The sequence below is a fragment of the Verrucomicrobiia bacterium genome (genome assembly GCA_019634635.1).
Taxonomy (GTDB): domain Bacteria; phylum Verrucomicrobiota; class Verrucomicrobiia; order Limisphaerales; family UBA9464; genus UBA9464.
In genome coordinates this window covers 99,601-118,297 of record JAHCBB010000006.1, presented here as the reverse complement: position 1 = coordinate 118,297, position 18,697 = coordinate 99,601, and the positions used below count along the sequence as shown (strand labels likewise).

Annotated in this window: 15 protein-coding genes; 9 read left to right on the top strand and 6 right to left on the bottom strand. The window is 66.4% G+C overall.

What is annotated here, in order from left to right; all coding sequences use genetic code 11:
- The first annotated feature begins 124 nt into the window (after positions 1-124).
- On the top strand, positions 125-1,336 hold the full coding sequence (locus KF791_06035; GenBank protein ID MBX3732136.1) for an NnrS family protein: 1,212 nt from the start codon (positions 125-127) through the stop codon (positions 1,334-1,336).
- A 127-nt stretch (positions 1,337-1,463) separates the two neighbouring features.
- On the opposite strand, the gene KF791_06030 is transcribed toward KF791_06035, so the two are convergent.
- The 6 genes from KF791_06030 to xseB all read right to left on the bottom strand — a co-directional run bounded on the left by KF791_06030 (position 1,464) and on the right by xseB (position 11,784).
- The gene (locus KF791_06030; protein MBX3732135.1) at positions 1,464-2,915 is read right to left on the bottom strand and encodes a DUF1501 domain-containing protein; all 1,452 of its coding nucleotides are present in this window, start codon (positions 2,913-2,915) and stop codon (positions 1,464-1,466) included.
- The gene (locus KF791_06025) at positions 2,905-5,673 is read right to left on the bottom strand and encodes a DUF1549 domain-containing protein (protein MBX3732134.1); all 2,769 of its coding nucleotides are present in this window, start codon (positions 5,671-5,673) and stop codon (positions 2,905-2,907) included. Before KF791_06025 ends, KF791_06030 begins: the two co-directional genes overlap by 11 nt.
- Positions 5,670-7,688, bottom strand: coding sequence for an acetate--CoA ligase (gene acs / locus KF791_06020; GenBank protein MBX3732133.1), 2,019 nt, complete (start codon positions 7,686-7,688; stop codon positions 5,670-5,672). Before acs ends, KF791_06025 begins: the two co-directional genes overlap by 4 nt.
- A 146-nt stretch (positions 7,689-7,834) precedes the next feature.
- Positions 7,835-8,815, bottom strand: a complete 981-nt coding sequence (locus KF791_06015) for an RNA polymerase sigma factor RpoD/SigA (protein MBX3732132.1) — start codon at positions 8,813-8,815, stop codon at positions 7,835-7,837.
- Positions 8,816-9,283: 468 nt separating this feature from the next.
- Positions 9,284-11,275, bottom strand: coding sequence for a 1-deoxy-D-xylulose-5-phosphate synthase (dxs, locus tag KF791_06010; protein ID MBX3732131.1), 1,992 nt, complete (start codon positions 11,273-11,275; stop codon positions 9,284-9,286).
- A gap of 71 nt (positions 11,276-11,346) precedes the next feature.
- Positions 11,347-11,784, bottom strand: coding sequence for an exodeoxyribonuclease VII small subunit (gene xseB / locus KF791_06005; GenBank protein ID MBX3732130.1), 438 nt, complete (start codon positions 11,782-11,784; stop codon positions 11,347-11,349).
- Positions 11,785-11,858: 74 nt separating this feature from the next.
- Here xseB and KF791_06000 point away from each other — a divergent pair, with 74 nt between their 5' ends.
- From KF791_06000 to KF791_05965, 8 genes are read left to right on the top strand one after another with little or no spacing between them, the layout of a single operon-like run.
- Positions 11,859-12,350 carry a hypothetical protein gene (locus KF791_06000; protein MBX3732129.1) on the top strand — a complete coding sequence of 164 codons (492 nt, stop codon included), beginning with the start codon at positions 11,859-11,861 and terminating at the stop codon, positions 12,348-12,350.
- A 23-nt stretch (positions 12,351-12,373) separates the two neighbouring features.
- Entirely contained in the window at positions 12,374-13,387 is a 1,014-nt protein-coding gene (gene gmd / locus KF791_05995; GenBank protein MBX3732128.1) for a GDP-mannose 4,6-dehydratase, read from the top strand.
- A gap of 20 nt (positions 13,388-13,407) precedes the next feature.
- A complete protein-coding gene (locus KF791_05990; GenBank protein ID MBX3732127.1) occupies positions 13,408-14,364 on the top strand; it encodes a GDP-mannose 4,6-dehydratase in 957 nt (318 codons plus the stop codon).
- Between the two features lie 35 nt (positions 14,365-14,399).
- Positions 14,400-15,407 (top strand): NAD-dependent epimerase, encoded by a 1,008-nt coding sequence (locus KF791_05985; GenBank protein ID MBX3732126.1) that lies wholly within the window; start codon positions 14,400-14,402, stop codon positions 15,405-15,407.
- 17 nt (positions 15,408-15,424) lie between these two features.
- A complete protein-coding gene (locus tag KF791_05980) occupies positions 15,425-16,162 on the top strand; it encodes an exosortase-associated EpsI family protein (protein MBX3732125.1) in 738 nt (245 codons plus the stop codon).
- 49 nt (positions 16,163-16,211) lie between these two features.
- Positions 16,212-17,141, top strand: coding sequence for a hydroxyacid dehydrogenase (locus tag KF791_05975; protein ID MBX3732124.1), 930 nt, complete (start codon positions 16,212-16,214; stop codon positions 17,139-17,141).
- Positions 17,138-17,611: a YhcH/YjgK/YiaL family protein gene (locus KF791_05970; GenBank protein ID MBX3732123.1), complete on the top strand. Its 474-nt coding sequence runs from the start codon at positions 17,138-17,140 to the stop codon at positions 17,609-17,611. Before KF791_05975 ends, KF791_05970 begins: the two co-directional genes overlap by 4 nt.
- 45 nt (positions 17,612-17,656) lie before the next feature.
- Positions 17,657-18,682: a Gfo/Idh/MocA family oxidoreductase gene (locus KF791_05965; GenBank protein MBX3732122.1), complete on the top strand. Its 1,026-nt coding sequence runs from the start codon at positions 17,657-17,659 to the stop codon at positions 18,680-18,682.
- Positions 18,683-18,697: the final 15 nt, after the last annotated feature.

Sequence of the window (18,697 nt, the reverse complement as noted above, 5' to 3'; positions counted from 1 at the left end):
GCATCGGCGCAAGTTGCCGGTGGAACTCGCGCCCGGTGAGACCGGTCATGGCTTTATGGGTTGCGATCGGGTCACCATACGCGGATCACCAGCCGGTCCCCCTGACCCATTAACACTCACAATTATGGCCGATATCGCTTCCAGTCCTGAAGTTCGGGACCGTCCGCTCCGCCCCTCCTGGTCGGAGGTGTGTGCCGAGCCGTTCCGACTGTTGTTTCCGGCGGCCGCGGTGGCGGGCACAATCGGAGTCCTCATGTGGCCGCTGCACTTTGCCGGGTGGCTGGACTGGTATCCCGGCGCAGGCCACCCGCGAATCATGGCGCAGGGATTCTTCGGGGGGTTCATTGCCGGCTTCCTGGCCACGGCGTTGCCCCGGGTGCTCGGCGTTGCCGCGCTGCGTCCCTGGGAAACCCTGCCACTGGTCCTGCTGCAGGCGGCCATGGTCGCCTGCTGGTTTGTGGGCTGGATCCGCGCAGGGGACGTTCTCTTCCTGGCCTTCCTCGCCGGGCTGGCGGGCCCTCTTCTCAGGCGGATGCCCGCACGACGCGACCTGCCACCGCCTGGCTTCCTCCTCGTGGCGATGGGGTTGGTCTGCGCAGTCGGCGGCGGCTTCCTGGCCCTTGGGTTGGATCCCGTGGACTCATCCCCTGTCCTGGTGCGATGGCATCACCTCCTGTCCTACCAGGGGTTCCTGCTGCTTCCAGTCGCAGGCGTCAGCCCGTTCCTTCTGCCCCGGTTCCTTCACCAGCTGCAGCGCGAAGAGTTCGCCGAATCCCGACGGCCTCCGCCCGGCTGGTGGGCCGCCGCGGGCCGCGCCGCCGCCGTCGGGCTGCTGATTCTCGTGTCCTTTGCCATGGAGGCCCAGGGCTGGCCGCGGACCGGCGCCTTGATCCGGGCGGTGACCCTCGCCGCCTGGCTGGCCCACGAGGTGCCGTGGGCCAGGGCCCGGGTACGAGGCCCCATGGCGGGCGTCTTGCGAATGTCCTTGTTCCTGGTGCCTGCCGGACTCCTCTTCAGGGTCCTCCCGCCTTCCCATCCGGTCGCCCTCCTGCATGTGACGCTGATGGGAGGCTTGGGACTTCTGACGCTGACCGTGGCGACTCGTGTGGTGCTGGGTCACAGCGGTCAAATGGCACGACTGCAGGGCCCGAACCGATGGTTCTGGAGCGTGGCCATCCTGGTTCTTCTCGCGGTGGTCACCCGTGTCAGCGCCGACCTCTGGCCCCGGATCCAGGCCAGCCACTACATTCATGCAGCCCTGCTGTGGACCGCAGCGTTGTTGTGGTGGGGATTCCGGGTGCTTCCCGGCGTGTTTCGGATGGATCCCGGACAGTAGCCCGGATAGGGATCGCACAAAGCTGCAGGTACTTCCCCCGATCCCCCCGACAACTCCACACGTCCTGCGGAAAACTATCGCAGGTGCGGCAGCCCGTCCCCACCACCATTGGGACCGAAGCGTTCGCTTACGCCATGATCGGACGCACGACCTCCCCAGCGACGTCGGTGAGCCGGAAGTGCCGCCCGTCATGGAAATAGGTGAGTCGTTCGTGATCCAACCCCATCAGGTGCAGGACGGTCGCGTGCAGGTCGTTGACACTCACCCGCCCCGCAATGGCCCTATGGCCCAGTTCATCGGTGGCGCCGTGATGCACTCCCCCCTGCACGCCGCCCCCTGCCATCCAATAGGTGAAGGCATGCGGGTTGTGGTCGCGTCCGGGCCGGCTGCCCTTCTGCGATACAGGCAGCCGCCCGAACTCCCCGCCCCAGATCACCAGGGTCTCCTCCAGCAGACCGCGCTGTTCGAGATCGGCCAGCAAGCCGGCAATCGGCTGGTCGGTCTCCAGCGCGAATCCGCGATGGTTTCCGACCAGGTCCTCATGGCCGTCCCAGCTGCGCTGGTTCTCCATGCCCCCGGAATAAATCTGAACGAAGCGGACGCCGCGTTCGACGAGTCGCCGGGCCATGAGACACTGCGCGGCGAAATGGCCACAGTGAGGCTGATCCATCCCGTAGAGCCGTCGGACCAGCGGTGGCTCCCGGTCCACGGCGAACGCCTCGGGAGCAGCCGTCTGCATGCGGAAGGCGAGCTCGAAGCTCTCGATGCGGGCCCCCAACTCGTGATCCGCCCCGGCGCTGCGGGCCCGGTGTCTTTGGTTCCAATTTGCCAGCAGGTCCAGTTGTGCCCGCTGGGCGCCGGGGTTCAGCCCCGGAGGCGGACGGAGGTTGTCCATGGGCTCGCCCTTCGGGCGCAGCCACGTTCCCTGGTACACGCTGGGCAGGAACCCGGCTCCCCAGTTGCTGGCATGGCCCTTCGGCAATCCGCGATCCAGCGGATCGCTCATCACCACGAACGCAGGGAGGTTTCGGCTCTCGCTCCCGAGCCCATAAGTGGCCCACGAACCGACACAGGGGAATCCCATGCGCGTCGAGCCCGTGTTGATCATGAACAGGGCCGGGCTGTGGTTGTTGGACTCGGTGTGGCAGCCGTGGAGGAAGGCCATCCGGTCCACGTGCCGGGCGAGGTGCGGAAACAGGTCGCTGACCCAGGTGGCGCTCTCTCCATGCTGCGCCCATGCGAACGGTGACTTCATCAGCGGTCCCACCGCCTCGGTGAAGAACCCGGTCTTTGCATCAAATCCTTCCAACGCCTGACCGTCGCGGCGCCCCAGCTCCGGCTTGTAATCCCAGGTGTCCACCTGGCTCGGGCCGCCGTTCATGAACAGCCAGATGACCGACTTCGCGCGCGCAGGAAACGCGGGAGGACGCGGGGCCATCGGGTCGCCCGGAGCCGCCATGGCAGACGGAAGCAGCAACCCCTGTTCCCGCAGCAGGGCGGCCAGTCCCAAGAGGCCCGCCCCCGCGCCGGCACGTCGTAGCAGATCCCTGCGGGTCCATGGAGCCGGCTCAGTCCACATAAATGAATTCGTTCAATCCCAGCACCACCTGCGCCAGATCCGTCCACGCTGCGACGTCCGGATCCGCCACGCCTGCGGCCGCCTGACGCGTCCGTTGCGCGTCAACGAACTCGAGGGCCTCCGCAACTTCCCCGGCGGACGGCGGACGGCTCAACGCCCGCCACCACGCCGCCGTCACCCAGTCGCCCGGCGACGATTCCGGATCCGCCCGGATCCGTGCAGCCAAGGCGCCCGCCCAACGCCGCACCTCCGGACTGTTCATCAGAAAAAGCGCCTGCGGAGCCACCGTCGTCGTCGGGCGCATGGCCTGGCTGACCAGCGGTTCCGGCGCATCGAATGCCTGAAGCATTGGGATCAGCTGGCTCCGCTTGATGGTGAGATAAATGCTCCGGCGCCCAATGCCCACTTTCAGGCTGCCCGGACCAAAGCGCTGAAGGTCCAGCTCGCCGCCAACCGCCAAAAGGGAATCGCGGACCACTTCGGCCTCCATCCGCCGGGGCACACGACGTGAAATGAGGAGGTTCTCGGGATCCGCTTCGAACGCCGTCGCGACCGGATGCGACGACTGGCGGTAGGCATCACTGAGGACCAACAGGCGGTGAATGGGCTTCAGCCGCCAGCCTCCGCGAACGAGTTGCCCGGCAAGCCAGTCCAGCAACGCGGGGTGGGTAGGCCGGGCTCCCTGGACGCCGAAGTCATTCGGAGTGGACACGATCCCCGTGCCGAAATGGTGTTGCCACAGCCGGTTGACGATGACCCGCGCGAGCAACGCCCCCGCACCGTCGTCCAGGTCGGTCATCCATGCCGCCAGCGTGCGACGGCGTCCGGAGAACCGCTCCCCTCCGGCCGGCTGCCATTGCCAGCGATCCCCGAGCTCCGGGCCGCGAAGAAGCACCCTGGGAAACCCCGGGGTCGCCACACCCCGCTTCTGCTCAGGACTTCCCCGGAGCAGGAAATGCGTCTCGGGCAGGAAATCACCACCCTGTGTATGCATGCGCACTGCCGGATACCCCTCGGCGCAGACGAGCACCTTGGTGAGCCGCGGTGCCGGCCTCCGCTGCGCATGGGACTCCACACGTTCGTGCAGGGTCCGCCACCCGGCATCCTGGGTTCGCCACCATGTCATCAGGGTATCCCGTCCCTCCGCGGAAAGCTCCGCCCCCTTGCGCACCGCCTCCAAAAGGCCCGTCACCGACGGCGGCCGGGCGGGAGCCTCGAACGACGACGCGTCGGACGCCGTCACCGCGAGGCGCACCCGGCCGATGTTGTGGCGCGCATTCAGCTCGAATTCCAGTCGCACCGTCAGTCGGTCGCCAGGCGCAACCTCCAGCGGCCCGCCGAGGAGAAAGATTGCCGCATGGTTCGTTCCGAAACGCGGATCCACCGCCCAGCCGGTGCGCGGATCGTCATCCAGTGCGGAGGCCACCGACAGGGAGTTCGTGTTCTGTTCGAACGTCGCCCGCGCCGAGACCAGCGGGAGCTCGCGCCGCGTGGCATCCCCCCCGGACGTCACGAACACCCGGATCCGGCTCAAGCCGATATTGCCGTTGTCGGCACGACCGGGTCCGCCGTGCGGCAAGCTGGAATCCGCCAGCGCCTCCAGGCGCACTCCCCGGATCACGGGCGAAGGAACCGCAGCGACGAAGGTGTAGGCGTCGGCGTCCCCGTTGCTTCCGGCGGCCAGCAGGGAACCATCCTCCAGGCGTTGAAAGGTCGCGCCGGCGTCGGAGCGAGACACCTCCGGATCCAGCAGGTCCCAGACCGGGCCATCCGGCACCGGTGCCCCGGCATTCAGCCAGGCTTCGAAGCGCCGGGGCAGTTCTGCGGCTTCATAGCGGTGCAGATCGTCCACCAGCGGCGCATGCATCCGGTCGAACGCTTCGCGCACGGCGCGGTTCTCGTCCGGATGCAGATCGAGCTCGAGTTCGCTCCGCACGGTGGTCGTGAAGGTGGACAACAGACGGTAGTAGTCCCGGCTGGAGATCGGATCGTACTTGTGGTCGTGACACCGCGCGCAGCCGATGGTGAGGCCGAGAAATGCGGTTCCCGTGGTGGCCAGCATGTCATCCATCGCGTCGTAACGGGTCCGCTCCACCTCGTTGGCCGTGATCTGCGTTGGAAACACGCCGGCCCCCAGGAACCCGGTCGCCATGAGGGCCTGCACCTCCCCCGGGGCAAATTCGTCCCCGGCCAACTGCCACCGGACAAACTGGTCGTAGGGCATGTCGGCGTTGAGCGCCTGGACGACAAAATCACGGAAGTGATGGGCGCCCGGACGATCATAGTCGTGCTCAAACCCGGAACTCTCGGCGAACCGGGCGACATCCAGCCAGTGACGGGCCCACCGCTCACCGTGCTCCGGACGCGCCAGCAACCGGTCCACAAGCCGTTCCCAGGCATCGGGAAGCGCATCCGAAAGGAACGCCTGCGCATCTTCCGCTGACGGGGGCAGCCCGGTCAGGTCCATGGACACCCGGCGCAACAGGGTCCGCCGGTCCGCCTCCGGAGAAAACTCCAGACCGACCTCACGCAACCGGGCGAGGAGGAAGGCATCCACGGCCGTTGACCCCGATCGCCCCCGGACCTGAGGGACCCACGGCGGTTGGACCTCACTCAGGGGCTGAAATGCCCACCACGCGTGTCCGGACACCGCCTCCCCGGCCTCGGCAGCGACACCGGCGGGCACCGGCAGGACCGTCAGGGCGGATGCCAGAACGCCGACCAGCACTTCGGAAGCACGATGAAGCGAGTCGCTCATTCGTCCGGGGAGGCCAGCCGGGCGAGGACGCTGAAGTCCTCGAGGGTGGTCGTATCGCCGCGGATCTCGGCGCCGATGGCGACCTGCTTGAGCAGGCGGCGCATGATCTTGCCTGAGCGCGTCTTCGGAAGCGCCTCGGCGAACCGGATTTCGTCGGGCTTGGCCACCGGACCGATCTCCTTGCCGATGTGATCCCGCAGAACGTGCTTGAGTTCCGGCGAAGCCGCGCAACCGGACTTGAGGGTGACGAAGCAAACGAGGGCCTGGCCCTTGAGCTCGTCGGGGCGCCCAACCACGGCCGCTTCGGCCACCGATGGATGACTGACCAGGGCGCTCTCGATCTCCGCGGTCCCGATGCGATGTCCGGCGACATTCAGGACGTCGTCAATGCGTCCCACGATCCAGAAATAGCCGTCGTCGTCCTGACGGCATCCGTCACCTGTGAAGTAGCTGCCTTTCACCTCGCTCCAATACACCTCCTTGTACCGCTTCGGGTCCCCCCAGATGCCACGCAGCATGGAAGGCCACGGTTTACGGATCACCAGTTTGCCGCCTGACCCCTTGGGCACCGGACGCCCATGGTCGTCCACCAGTTCAGGAAGAATGCCCGGCAACGGAAGCGTGGCCGTGCCCGGCTTGAGCGGGGTGACTCCGGGGATGGGCGAGATCATGATGCTCCCGGTCTCCGTCTGCCACCAGGTATCCACGATCGGGCAGCGTCCGCCCCCGATCACCGTGTGGTACCAGATCCAGGCCTCGGGATTGATCGGTTCGCCCACCGACCCGAGGAGGCGCAGTGATCGCAGGTCATGTTTACCCGGCCACTCATCGCCCCACTTCATGAACGCACGGATGGCGGTGGGTGCCGTGTAGAGGATGGTGACACGATACTTCTCGATGATCCGCCAGAAGCGGTCCGGCTCGGGCCAGTTTGGGGCGCCCTCATACATCACCGCAGTCGCACCGTTGGCCAGCGGGCCGTACACGATGTAGCTGTGACCCGTCACCCAGCCCACATCGGCCGTGCACCAATACACGTCTTCATCCCGCAGGTCGAAGACGAGGCGGGACGTGAGCTTGGCGCCAAGGAGGTACCCCGCCGTCGAGTGCAGGATCCCCTTGGGTTTGCCGGTGGACCCGCTCGTGTAAAGGATGAACAGAGGCGCCTCGGAGTCCTGAGGCACGGCCGGGCAGTCCGCATTCACATAGTCGAGCTCCCGGTGCCACCAGACATCGCGGCCCTCCGCCATGTGCACCTCGTTGCTACAACGGCGCACGACGACCACCTTTTCCACCGACCGCGCCTGGAGCGAGCCGTCGGGCCCCTTGAGCAGGAGCGCCTCGTCCACATTGCGCTTCAGCGGCACCACCGCGCCGCGCCGGTAGCCACCGTCGGCGGTGATGACCAGTCGGGCGCCGGAATCCTGGACGCGATCCGCGACCGACTGCGCGCTGAACCCGCCGAACACCACGCTGTGAACGGCGCCGATCCGCGTGCAGGCCAGCATGGCGATCGCCGCCTCGGGAATCATCGGCAGGTAGATCAGCACCCGATCGCCCCGCGAAATGCCGTGTCGTTTGAGCACGTTGGCAAAGCGGCACACCTCCCGGTGCAACTGGGCGTAGGTCAGCACCCGCTCCTCGCCCGGACGTCCATCGGTGGCCGGCTCACCCTCCCAGATCAGGGCCGCCTTGTTGGCGGTGGCGGTGCCGAGCCAGCGGTCGAGGCAGTTGGCCGAGACGTTCAGGCGTCCCCCCACAAACCAATGCGCGAACGGCTCCTTCCACTTCATCACCTTGCGGAACGGTTTCTGCCATACCAGTTCCTCGCGCGCCTGACGGGCCCAGAACTGGTCCGGACGCGTCACCGACTGCTTCCAGAAACGCCGGTAAGCCGCCAGGGATCGAAACGGCGCGCGACGGGCAAAGGTCTCCGGGGGCGGGAACACCCGGTGTTCCTGAAGCAGGGAGGCAATGTTTCCGGAGACGGACTTCTTCGCAGACTTTGAGCTCATGAGGCAGGAGGCAGGCCGGGAGCTTGCGGACACCGGGCTGGGGCCGTCAATGCGGGGTGGGTCCAGCCCGTTCAGAATCCGGACCCCGGGAAACAAAAAAGGGCGAAGGTGAATCCACCGTCGCCCCGGGGACCGGCCACCGCCGATCAACCCGCCGCCAGCCGCTCGCGAAACTCCAGGCGGTCCCGGAGCTTGCGCAACGCGGCGGCCTCCAACTGACGGATCCGCTCCCGGGTCAATCCGAAGTCCACCCCGATCTGCTCCAACGTCTTGGGGTCCCCTCCGTCGAGAGCGAACCGCTGGCGCAGGATCCGCTGTTCGCGCCCGTTCAACGTGGCGACCAGTTCCCGAATCAATTCGGCATTGGTCTCCTCGCTGACCCCGGTCCACGGCATCAGGGCGTTCTCATCGGGAATCAAGTCCGCCACCCGGCCGGCGTCGGGGTCACTCCCCAGCGGTGCCTCCAGGGACGTCGTGCCCACCGTGGCGCTCTCGCGCCAGTGCAGGATGTCGTCCTCGGACACGTTCAGCACCACGGCCAGCTCGGCATCGCGCGCGGGACGCCCGTGGCGTGCCTCAAAGGCGGTCTCCGCCCGGCGCAGCTGGGCAATCTGCTGGACCAGATGGATCGGCAGCCGGATGGCCTTAACCTGGTTGGACAGCGCCCGCTTGATGGACTGCTTGATCCACCACGCGGCGTAGGTGGAGAGCTTGGCCCCCTTCGTGGGGTCAAAGCGCTCAACCGCACGCATCAGCCCGATGTTGCCCTCGTTGATGAGGTCCAGAAGCGGCAACCCGTAGTCCTCGTATTCCCGGGCAATCTTCACCACAAGGCGCAAATTGGCCTTGATCATGTGCTCGCGAGCCTCGGCATCCCCGGCCTGGACCCTCCGCGCCAGGCGCACCTCATCGTCAGCGGTCAGGAGCGGCGTTTCGACGGCCTGCCGCAGATACAGCCGAAGGGATGAATTCTCGTCCCAAACGGCCCGCGGCCGCTCGGAGGCGGTCTCCACCCGGGCACGGGGAACCGCCACGGGTACCTGGGCGGCGGATGAGACCTCCACCGGACGCCGCCGCTGTACGCCCAAGGCCTTCAGACGCGGCGGCCGGGGCACCTTGGGCGCCATCCGGACTGCGGGAGCGACTTCACGGCGCCCCGACCTCGGGACCGCCGGCTGGGCGGGCACCGGGGGGCGACGACGACGATGGAGCGTCGCCCGTGCGGGGGACGATCGGGACTCAAGGCGAGGGGTGACCTTCATTTGTGCTCCTTTCAACAACCATCGGAGAGGGTTTCAAGTCGCAACGTTCAATTCGAACTGCGAACGCGTCGCGATTCGACTGCCCGCTCTGACAATTATTCGGGAGCAAACTCGACGCCAGATGCCGGAATTTCATGAACTTTCCGTGGGGCAGCCACAATCCGACCTGCGGGCAGACCGTCACCCGCCATCGCCCGGGCACTCCGCGTCATCCATCGCCGGTTCTCCCCAAGGCCGGCACAAACTGGCACAAGAAATGACCTGGGGCCGACCTAGGCGTTCCCGTCCCCGGCGTCGGCGTCGGCAATCGGGTGGAGACCCCAACTGGAGGTGCTACCCCCCGGCGACCAGGCTGGCGCGCGGGCCGGAAGCGGTGTCGAGGCGGGCCTCGATCCGTTGCACCAGGGATTCGACGGTCAGACCGTATTTCGTGCGCAGATGGTCCACCGAACTGGCGTGCTCGATGAACTCGTCGGGCCAGGCCAGGCGGACGACCGGTGTGGAGACTCCGGCCTCGGCGAAGCACTCCAGAACCGCGCTGCCGTACCCACCCATCGCCACATGGTCCTCCAATGTCGCGACAACCTCGGCAGCCTGCCCATAGAACTCGTGGACCGCGGCGTCCAGCGGCTTGTAGAAACGCGGATTGATCACGGCCACATCCACGCCGCGGGTCGCGAGGTGGTCGGCCGCCTCCCGGGCAAGGCGCAGCATGGGTCCCAAACCGAACAGCGCCACCTTGCGTGATCCGGGAAGGTTGGCGAAGTGCCGGACCACCTCCGCCTTGCCAATCTCGAGGACCGTGGGCTGCTCCTTGACCGGAACGCCTTCGGCGTTGCCCCGGGGATACCGGATGGCCACCGGATGCGGCTGGAAGGTGGCGGTGAACATCATGTCCTGAAGTTCGTCCTCGTTGGACGGCGCCATGCCGATCATGCGGGGCAGACACCGCAGGTACGCAATGTCGAAGAGCCCGTGATGGGTGGGACCGTCATTGGCGCTGAGGCTTGAGCGATCCATGCAGAAGATCACGGGGAGATCCTGCAGGCACACATCGTGATGAATGCAGTCATAGGCGCGCTGCAGGAAGGTGCTGTAGATCGCCACGACAGGCCGGAATCCCATGGTGGCCATGCCGGCGGCGAAAATGACGGCGTGCTCCTCGGCGATACCCACGTCGTAGTACTGCCCGGGCAGTGCCTGCTCCAGGAGCTTGAGGCTGGTCCCGCTGGGCATGGCGGCGGTGATGCCAACGACGTTCTTGTTCTGGCTGCAGATTTTCACCATCGCCCTTCCGAACACCTCCTGCCACATGGGGGCGGCGCCAGGCTTCGGCGCCGGCGTCTGACCGGTCACCACATCGTACGGTCCCAGCCCGTGGAATTTCTCCGGGGACTTCAGGGCCGCCTCGAAACCCCGGCCCTTCTGGGTAAGCACATGGATCACCACGGGCTCCTGGCAGGTTTTTGCGAACTCCAGCGTGCTGATGAGCAGCGGCAGGTCGTGTCCGTCAATCGGCCCCAGGTAGCGAAGGCCGAACTCCTCAAACAGGAGCGACGAACCGTGCCCGCCGCGGCCGTCGGAACCCAGCGCCGGGCCGGTGTGCTCCAGGGCCAGGGAGTTCACGACACCCTTCAACGCCTCCTCGGCCTTCTGGCCCAGCATCGAGACCGTCTGCCCTTGGGGCAGCTTGCGCAGCCAGTGACCGAACTCCTCCCGCAGCCGGTTGTAGCGGGGATTCGTCGTCAGCTTCCCGAGGTAGGTCGAAATGGCGCCGACATTCTTCGCAATGGACCATTCATTGTCATTGAGGATGCCGATGAACCGGCGGGTCGTGCCGGCAATGTTGTTCAACGCCTCGAACGAAATGCCGTTGGTCAGCGCCGCATCCCCAAAGATGCACACCACATGCTCCATTCCACCCCGCTGGTCCCGGGCGGCACACATCCCAAGGGCGGCCGAGAGGGCTGTTCCCGCATGGCCGGCACCGTAGCAGTCGTGCTCGCTTTCCGTCCGGAGCGCGAACCCGTTCAACCCGTCGGTCGTCCGCATGGTGTGGAACCGATCCTTCCGGCCCGTCAGCAGCTTGTGGACGTACACCTGGTGGCTGACATCCCAGACAAACTTGTCCCGGGGGGTTTCGAAGCACCGGTGCAGGGCGATGGTCAGCTCGACCACCCCGAGGTTGGGCCCGAGGTGACCTCCATTCCTTGCGAGCTTGGTGATGAGTTCCTGCCGAACCTCCGACGCCAGCTCGGCGAGCTGCTCCGGGGTGAGTTTCCGAACGTGCGAAGGGTGATCCACCATGTCGAGATAGCGACTCATGCGTCAATTAAGGCTCCCAATGGCGGGAGCATGGGGAACGGCGGCCCGGCGGCAAGCCCAACCGATGGCCCTCACGTGTCGCTGTCCCCTCCGGAAACCGCCACAGGACGGGCCACCCACTCGCCGGACAAGGTCTTCTCCAGCTGCTGAACGCGCACCTCGGCGGCGTCCAGCTGCGTCTGGCAGGTCCGCACCAGCCGCGCCCCCTCTTCAAACCGCGAAAGCAGCTGCTCCAGGGTCAGATCCCCCGATTCCATTGCTTCCACGATGGCCTCCAGTTTCTGGAGCGCCTCCTCGAACGGAACGGGAGCCCCGGAAGGCTCCGGAGTGGATTTTGCGGTCTTTGACACGGGCCGGAACGTTAGGGCATCCGCGTCCGGATTGCCCAGCCCGGATTCAAACGCCGCCCACCGCCGCCCACGCGATCCGACCCCGGCTCTTTGCGCTTGCCTTGGGATCGTGAAACAAATAAACCATTCAGAAGAATTTGAACGGCCTGAATCGTTCATCCGCCCGTAAGGGTCACCGCATCCCTGCGAAGTGACCGGCACGCAGTGTGCCCGGCGGTTTCACCCAAACTCCCGTGTCTGACCCCCTAGGACGCACGCGTCTCGAGTTCATCGAGGTGGCGGGACGGGTGTGCCAGATTGCCGGACTCCCACGCTCGGTGGGGCAGATGTACGGCCTGCTGTACCTGTCGCCAAAACCGCTGGCGCTCGACGACATCGCCGAACTCCTGTCCATCAGCAAGGCCAGTGTCAGCACCGGCACACGCCACCTGGCGTCCTGGCAGGCGATCCGGCAGGTGTGGATCCCCGGCGACCGCCGCGATCATTTTGAAGTCGTCGGGGATCTGCGCGAGATGCTGCGCACGGTGTACACCGGCTTCGTGACGCCGAAATACGCCAAGTCGGAGCGCAAGCTCGAGGGCCTGCTGGAGACCCTCGACGCCGAGTTGCGCGACGGCGGCCTCAGCCGCGACGAGCACGCGTTCTGCAAGGAACGTCTCGCCCACATGACCCGGCTTCAGCACCGCATCGGCAAACTCCTGCCGCTGGTCGAAAAGCTGCTGTAGAACGTCCGGCCCCCCTCTCCATTGTGACGCGAAAGGCACTCATCACCGGCATCAGCGGACAGGACGGCTCGTACCTGGCCGAACTGCTCCTGGAAAAGGGCTACGAGGTGCATGGCATCGTGCGCCGCCAGAGCAGCACGTACCGGCCCCGTCTGGACGCCGTGCGCGCCCGCACGGATTTGCCGCAGGACCGGCTGCACCTGCATTACGGCGATTTGACGGATGGAAGCGGCCTGGTCCGCCTCGTGCACCGGATCGCACCGGAGGAAGTGTACAACCTGGCCGCCCAGAGCCACGTGCGGGTGAGCTTCGACACCGCGGAATACACCACTGACGTCACCGCCACCGGATGCCTCCGCCTGCTGGAGGCCATCCGGGACGCCGGCATTCGCCCGCGCTTCTATCAGGCTTCTTCATCGGAGATGTATGGAAAGGTCCGTGAGGTGCCGCAGACGGAGCGCACCCCGTTTCATCCGCGCAGCCCGTACGCCTGCGCGAAGGTGTTCGCCTACTGGGCGACGGTGAACTACAGGGAGTCGTACGGGCTGCACGCGAGCAACGGCATCCTGTTCAACCACGAGTCGCCACGACGCGGCGAAACCTTCGTCACCCGGAAAATCACCCTGGCCGCCGCACGGATCCGGGGCGGACTTCAGCAGCGGCTGTCGTTGGGGAATCTTGAGGCCCGCCGCGACTGGGGGTATGCCCGGGAATACGTGGAGGCCATGTGGCGCATGCTCCAGCAGCCGTCCGGGGACGACTATGTCATCGCCACGCAGGAGACCCACAGCATTGAGGAATGCCTTGAAGTGGCTTTCGGGGCCGTGGGATTGCAGTGGCGGGACCATGTGGATGTGGACCCGCGCTTCCTCCGCCCTGCAGAGGTGGACCTGCTGATTGGTGATCCAACCAAGGCGCGGCAGGTGCTGGGCTGGGAGCCAAAGGTCCGCTTCCGGGAACTGATTGAACTCATGGTCGAGGCCGACCTCCGGCTGCTCCGGGACCAGCAGGCGGGCCGCCCGATCCTGTCCTATTGAAGCGCGGGAACCCCAAGCAAATGCCCCGCGCGCTCATCACCGGCATCACCGGCCAGGACGGCTCCTACCTCTCGGAACTGCTGCTGGAAAAGGGATATGAGGTTCATGGGCTGGTGCGGGATCCCGGGCGGATGGCGGGGTCGCGCATCGCCGCCTGGATGGACCGGCTGGTCCTCCACGGGGCCGACCTGACGGACGGCCCCCGGCTTGGGGATCTGATTCCCGCAGTGGCGCCGGACGAGATCTACCACCTGGCCGCCCGGACCCATGTCCCGGAGAGCTGGGAGGACCCGGTGGACACCCTGTCGGTCAACGTGGTGGGCACGGCGCGGTTGCTGGAGGCGTGCCGGCGGTGCGCCACCCCGCCCCGGTTGTTTCATGCCAGCACCTGCCAGGTGTTCGGGGAATCCGAGGACGCGCCGCAGGACGAGCAGACCCCGTTTCGTCCGGTCAACCCCTACGGCGCATCCAAGGCCTGCGCGACCGACCTCGTGCGAATGACGCGGGACGCCGCCGGGCTCTTCCTGGTGAATGGCATCTGCTACAACCATGAGTCCCCGCGCCGCGAAACCCGGTTTGTGATTTCGAAGATTTGCACCGCGGCGGCGCGGATCCGTCGCGGCATCCAGCAGGAGCTGCCGCTCGGCAATCTGACGGCCCGGCGGGACTGGGGCGACGCGCGGGAATTCGTGCGGGGCTTCTGGGCGTCGCTGCAGGCGGAACAGCCTGCGGACTACGTGTTCGCCACCGGACAGGAACACTCGGTGGAGGACATCCTCAAGGCCGCGTTCGGTGCCGTGGGGCTGCGCTGGCAAGACCATGTGGTGGTGAATCCAGCCTTGCTGCGCGCCACCGATCCCGGACGCCTCGTGGGCAACCCGAAGCGCGCCCGCGAGGTCCTGGGCTGGCAGACCCGTCGCACTCTCCCGGAACTGGTTGCCGAAATGACGCAGACGGTGCTGGATGCCGGCACCTGAACCAAACCCGCCGTTCGAACCCCGTCCAACGCACCATGCGCATCCTTGTCACCGGAGCCGCCGGCTTCATCGGATACCACGCCGCCCGGGCCCTGCTGGCCCGCGGGGACGTGGTGACCGGACTCGACAACCTCAACGACTACTACGACGTGCGGCTGAAGGAGGCGCGCTTGGAACGGTTGCGCGCCCTGCCGGGGTTCACCTTCGTGCGCGCCGATCTGGCCGATCCGGCGGCGGTGTCGGGGGTCTTTCGGGACGCGACGCCCGAACGGGTGCTCCACCTGGGCGCCCAGGCCGGGGTCCGCTATTCGCTGGAGAATCCTGCCGCGTACGGCTCGGCCAATCTGACCGGCTTCCTGAACATGCTGGAGGCCTGCCGCCACCATGGCGTGCAGCACCTGGTGTACGCCTCGTCGAGCTCGGTTTACGGCGCCAACACGCGGATGCCATTCTCCATCCATCAAAATGTGGATCACCCGCTCAGCCTGTATGCGGCGACCAAAAAGGCCAACGAGTTGATGGCCCACGCCTACAGCCACCTCTACCGGCTGCCCACCACGGGACTCCGGTTCTTCACCGTCTACGGTCCGTGGGGGCGTCCCGACATGGCCCTGTTTCTGTTTACCCGGGCCATTCTGGAGGGACGTCCGATTGACGTGTTTAACGAGGGGCGGATGCGCCGGGACTTCACCTATGTGGCCGACATCGTCGAAGGGGTGGTGCGGGTGCTGGACCGTCCCCCGGGCGGTGATCCGGCCTGGGACGCCAACGCGCCGGATCCCGGAAGCAGCACTGCCCCTTACCGGGTGTACAACATCGGCAATGACTGCCCGGTGGCGCTTGGCGATCTGATCGGGTGCCTGGAGCGCGCCCTGGGACGGGGCGCCGGACGCCGACTCCTGCCGATGCAGCCCGGGGATGTCCCGGCCACATGGGCGGATGTGAGCGACCTGGTCCGCGACACGGGATTCCGCCCCTCCACGCCCCTTGAGGAGGGGGTTCGCCATTTTGTTGCTTGGTATCGGGACTTTTACGGTGTTTGATCGGCCGGTCGGGCGACATGCGATTGTTCCTGATCAACATCCTCTTCTGGGTTGCGGCTGCCGGGGCTTGGGCATGGTACCATGTGGATCCTCCGGCGCCGCCCATCCGCTACGCCTTCACCGCGCGAACACAGATTCCAGGCATGCGCTTCACACCGGAACCCGTGAGCGAAGCGGCGCAGGACGTCCTGGCCACGACCAATTTGTTCAACGGAACCTTCACCGGTGATGGCGGCCGGCGCGTGTCGGCGTTTCTGGGTGTCTGGAGCGCGGAGAACTCGAAGGAAATGAGCGTGGTCTCGCACACGCCGGACATTTGCTGGGTGGGGGCCGGATGGACCCCGGTGATGGCGCGGCATCCCGACCAGATCGAGCTCGAATTCGACGGAGTGCGGCTGCCGTTCGAATGCCGGACCTTTCGCGCTCCCGGGAGCCTGCATGAAGAGCTCACCGTCTGGTGCACGCTGGTGAACGGGCGGGTGAGCGGCGACACGGGACGCTTCGTGGCGCTGCCCGAGCCGGGAGCACGACGCGAGGAGCGACAGGCACCGCAGGCACGACGCCTGGCGGGCAACCAGTTTTTGGAGTCCCTGAAACACCGAAGCGCCGGCAACGGGGAGAAGCAGTTCGTTCGCTTTTCCATCCGCCTTGATGGCGACTGGGAGCGGTCGCTCCGGCAGCTCCAGGAGTTCGGGCAGCAGTGGCTGGCGCTGGAAGTCAAGCGACCCCCGACCGGAGCGGCCGGCGAACCGTGACCGGGGCGGCGCCTCACCGGCACCGCGGCCTGTTTCCCCATCGTTGCACATGAACACCCTTCGCGTCGGCATTGGCCCATCCAGTTTCGCCCAGGAGGACCGGCGGCCGCTGGAAATCCTGGAACGGGCGGGCGTCACCGTGGTGCCCAACCCCACCGGCAAACGACTCACCGAAGCAGAAGTGCTGGCATTTCTGGTCGAGAACCGGCTGGACGGACTCCTGGCCGGCCTGGAGCCCCTGAACCGCCGGGTGCTGGAGGCGGGACGTCCTGCGCTGAAGGCCGTCGCGCGGGTTGGCATCGGAATCACCAACGTGGATGTGGCCGCCTGCCAGGAGCTTGGGATCCGCTTCTCGTTCACACCCGACGGACCGACGGAGGCGGTCGCCGAAATGACCCTCGCCGCCCTGCTGCACCTGGTGCGCGAGCTCGGGCCGATGGACCGGGAACTTCATGCGGGACGCTGGCCCAAGAAGATCGGTCGCAGCCTGCGGGAGCTGACCGTGCTGGTCGTCGGCTACGGGCGCATTGGACGTGCCGTGGCGGCGCAACTGCACGCGATGGGATGCCGCCTGCTGGTGTGTGATCCATTCCTGCCGGACGATGCCGGCTGCGCCCACCCGCGAGTGGGGCTGGCGGATGGCCTCGCCCGGGCGGACGTGGTGACCTTGCACGCCGCGGGTGACCAGGTGGTGCTCGGGGAGACGGAACTCAACGCCGCGCGCCGGGGCCTGATCGTGCTCAACTCCGCTCGAGGCGAACTGGTGGATGAAGCCGCCCTGGTGCGTGCGCTGGAATCCGGGCAGGTCTCAAAGGCCTGGTTTGACGCCTTCTGGCAGGAGCCCTATCGCGGTGCGCTGCTGCAGTTTGAGCAGGTGCTGTTGACGCCGCACACCGGCACCTACACCCGGCGCTGCCGCCGCGAGATGGAATCCGCGGCCGCCGCCAACCTCCTGCGCGACCTTGGCCTCCCATCATGATCCACGACTCCCTCAAGCAATGGCGCCGCCTGCCCGGCTTGGCACCGCATCCGGTGTGGGCCACCGCATTCGAATGGCTGGAGCGTGAGGCGCCGCAGGCGCCCGCGGGGGATCATTCCCTGGGCGGCGAGGGGTTCCTCGCCCGCGTCATGGCCTATTCATTGAAGCGCCGGGAGGAGGCCCGGTACGAGAGCCACCGGCGAACCGTGGACATCCAGTACACGATCGAGGGCGGCGAAGGCATTGAGGTTTGCAGTCCGGAAGTTCTGACCGCCCTCGGCGATTATTCCGAGGAGAAGGACGTGGAACACTTCATGCTTCCACCGCCCGGAAATTCGTGGCTTCACAACCGGGCCGGGTGGTTCACCGTGCTGCTCCCCGGGGAGCCCCACCTGCCGCAGCTTTCGGCTCCGGGCCACCTGCAGGTCCGGAAGGTCGTCATCAAGATTCCCGTCGCGCGCCTCGGGTGATCCCGCCTGGACGCGCCTGTGGACGGTCATTCAAGCACAGTTTCCATGATTAACATCGGCATCATAGGGTTTGGAAAAATGGGTCAGACCCGGCACGAGGCCATTGTCGCCACCGGCAAGGGCACCGTCGTGGCGGCATACGATCCGGGGCCCCAGGATTTCCGGGGCATCCCGGCCGTGGCCTCCGCGGAGGAGGTCATCGCCGATCCCCGGGTGGAAGCCGTCTTCATCGCAACACCCAACTTCCGCAACCGGCCGCTGACGATTGCCGCGCTGGAAGCGGGCAAGCACGTCTTCTGCGAGAAACCGCCGGCCTTCACCGGCGACGAGGTGCTGGAGATCCAGCGCGTCGAGGCGGCGAGCGGACGGAAGCTGATGTACGGATTCAACCACCGGCACCACCGCTCCATCCGCGCGGTGAAGTCCATGGTGGAATCGGGCAACTACGGACGCCTGCTCTGGATGCGCGGCCGCTATGGAAAAAGCGTGGACAAGAATTACTTCTCCACTTGGCGGGCGAAGAAGGAGCTGGCCGGCGGGGGCATCCTGCTGGACCAAGGCATCCACATGCTCGACCTGTTCCTGCTCCTGGCCGGGGAGTTTGACGAGGTGCAAAGCATGGTTTCGAGCCTCTACTGGAAGCTGGACGGCATTGAGGACAACGTGTTTGCCAACCTCCGCAACCGCCAGACGGGCGTCGTGGCCTCAATCCACAGCACGATGACCCAGTGGCGCCACCTCTTCTCATTTGAAGTCTTCCTGGAGCGCGGACACATGGTGCTCAACGGGCTCAAAACCCAGTCCGGCAGCTATGGTGATGAAGTCCTGACGGTCACCAAGAACCGGACCATGGCCCCCGCCGCCACCTGGGAGGACGAGGAGAAGATCGTGTATCATGTGGACCACTCGTGGCGCGACGAGACCGAGCACTTTCTCGACTGCATCCGAGAGGATCGTCCGATCGTGAACGGCAGTTCCCACGATGCGCTGAGGGTGATGCAGTTGATTGACCGGATCTACCGGGAGGAACGTCATCATCGTGCCGACCTGCACCAGGACCTGATGTCCTGAGGCCTTCGACACGGC

Bases quoted from the DNA above. Each gene is read 5' to 3' on its own strand.
- dxs (MBX3732131.1), bottom strand. From the start codon at position 11,275: ATGAGTCGCTATCTCGACATGGTGGATCACCCTTCGCACGTTCGGAAA.
- xseB (MBX3732130.1), bottom strand. From the start codon at position 11,784: ATGAACGATTCAGGCCGTTCAAATTCTTCTGAATGGTTTATTTGTTTC.
- KF791_05965 (MBX3732122.1), top strand. From the start codon at position 17,657: ATGATTAACATCGGCATCATAGGGTTTGGAAAAATGGGTCAGACCCGG.
- KF791_06030 (MBX3732135.1), bottom strand. From the start codon at position 2,915: ATGTGGACTGAGCCGGCTCCATGGACCCGCAGGGATCTGCTACGACGT.
- KF791_06025 (MBX3732134.1), bottom strand. From the start codon at position 5,673: ATGAGCGACTCGCTTCATCGTGCTTCCGAAGTGCTGGTCGGCGTTCTG.
- KF791_05975 (MBX3732124.1), top strand. From the start codon at position 16,212: ATGAACACCCTTCGCGTCGGCATTGGCCCATCCAGTTTCGCCCAGGAG.
- KF791_05980 (MBX3732125.1), top strand. From the start codon at position 15,425: ATGCGATTGTTCCTGATCAACATCCTCTTCTGGGTTGCGGCTGCCGGG.
- acs (MBX3732133.1), bottom strand. From the start codon at position 7,688: ATGAGCTCAAAGTCTGCGAAGAAGTCCGTCTCCGGAAACATTGCCTCC.
- KF791_06035 (MBX3732136.1), top strand. From the start codon at position 125: ATGGCCGATATCGCTTCCAGTCCTGAAGTTCGGGACCGTCCGCTCCGC.
- KF791_05970 (MBX3732123.1), top strand. From the start codon at position 17,138: ATGATCCACGACTCCCTCAAGCAATGGCGCCGCCTGCCCGGCTTGGCA.
- KF791_05990 (MBX3732127.1), top strand. From the start codon at position 13,408: ATGCCCCGCGCGCTCATCACCGGCATCACCGGCCAGGACGGCTCCTAC.
- KF791_06015 (MBX3732132.1), bottom strand. From the start codon at position 8,815: ATGGCGCCCAAGGTGCCCCGGCCGCCGCGTCTGAAGGCCTTGGGCGTA.
- KF791_05985 (MBX3732126.1), top strand. From the start codon at position 14,400: ATGCGCATCCTTGTCACCGGAGCCGCCGGCTTCATCGGATACCACGCC.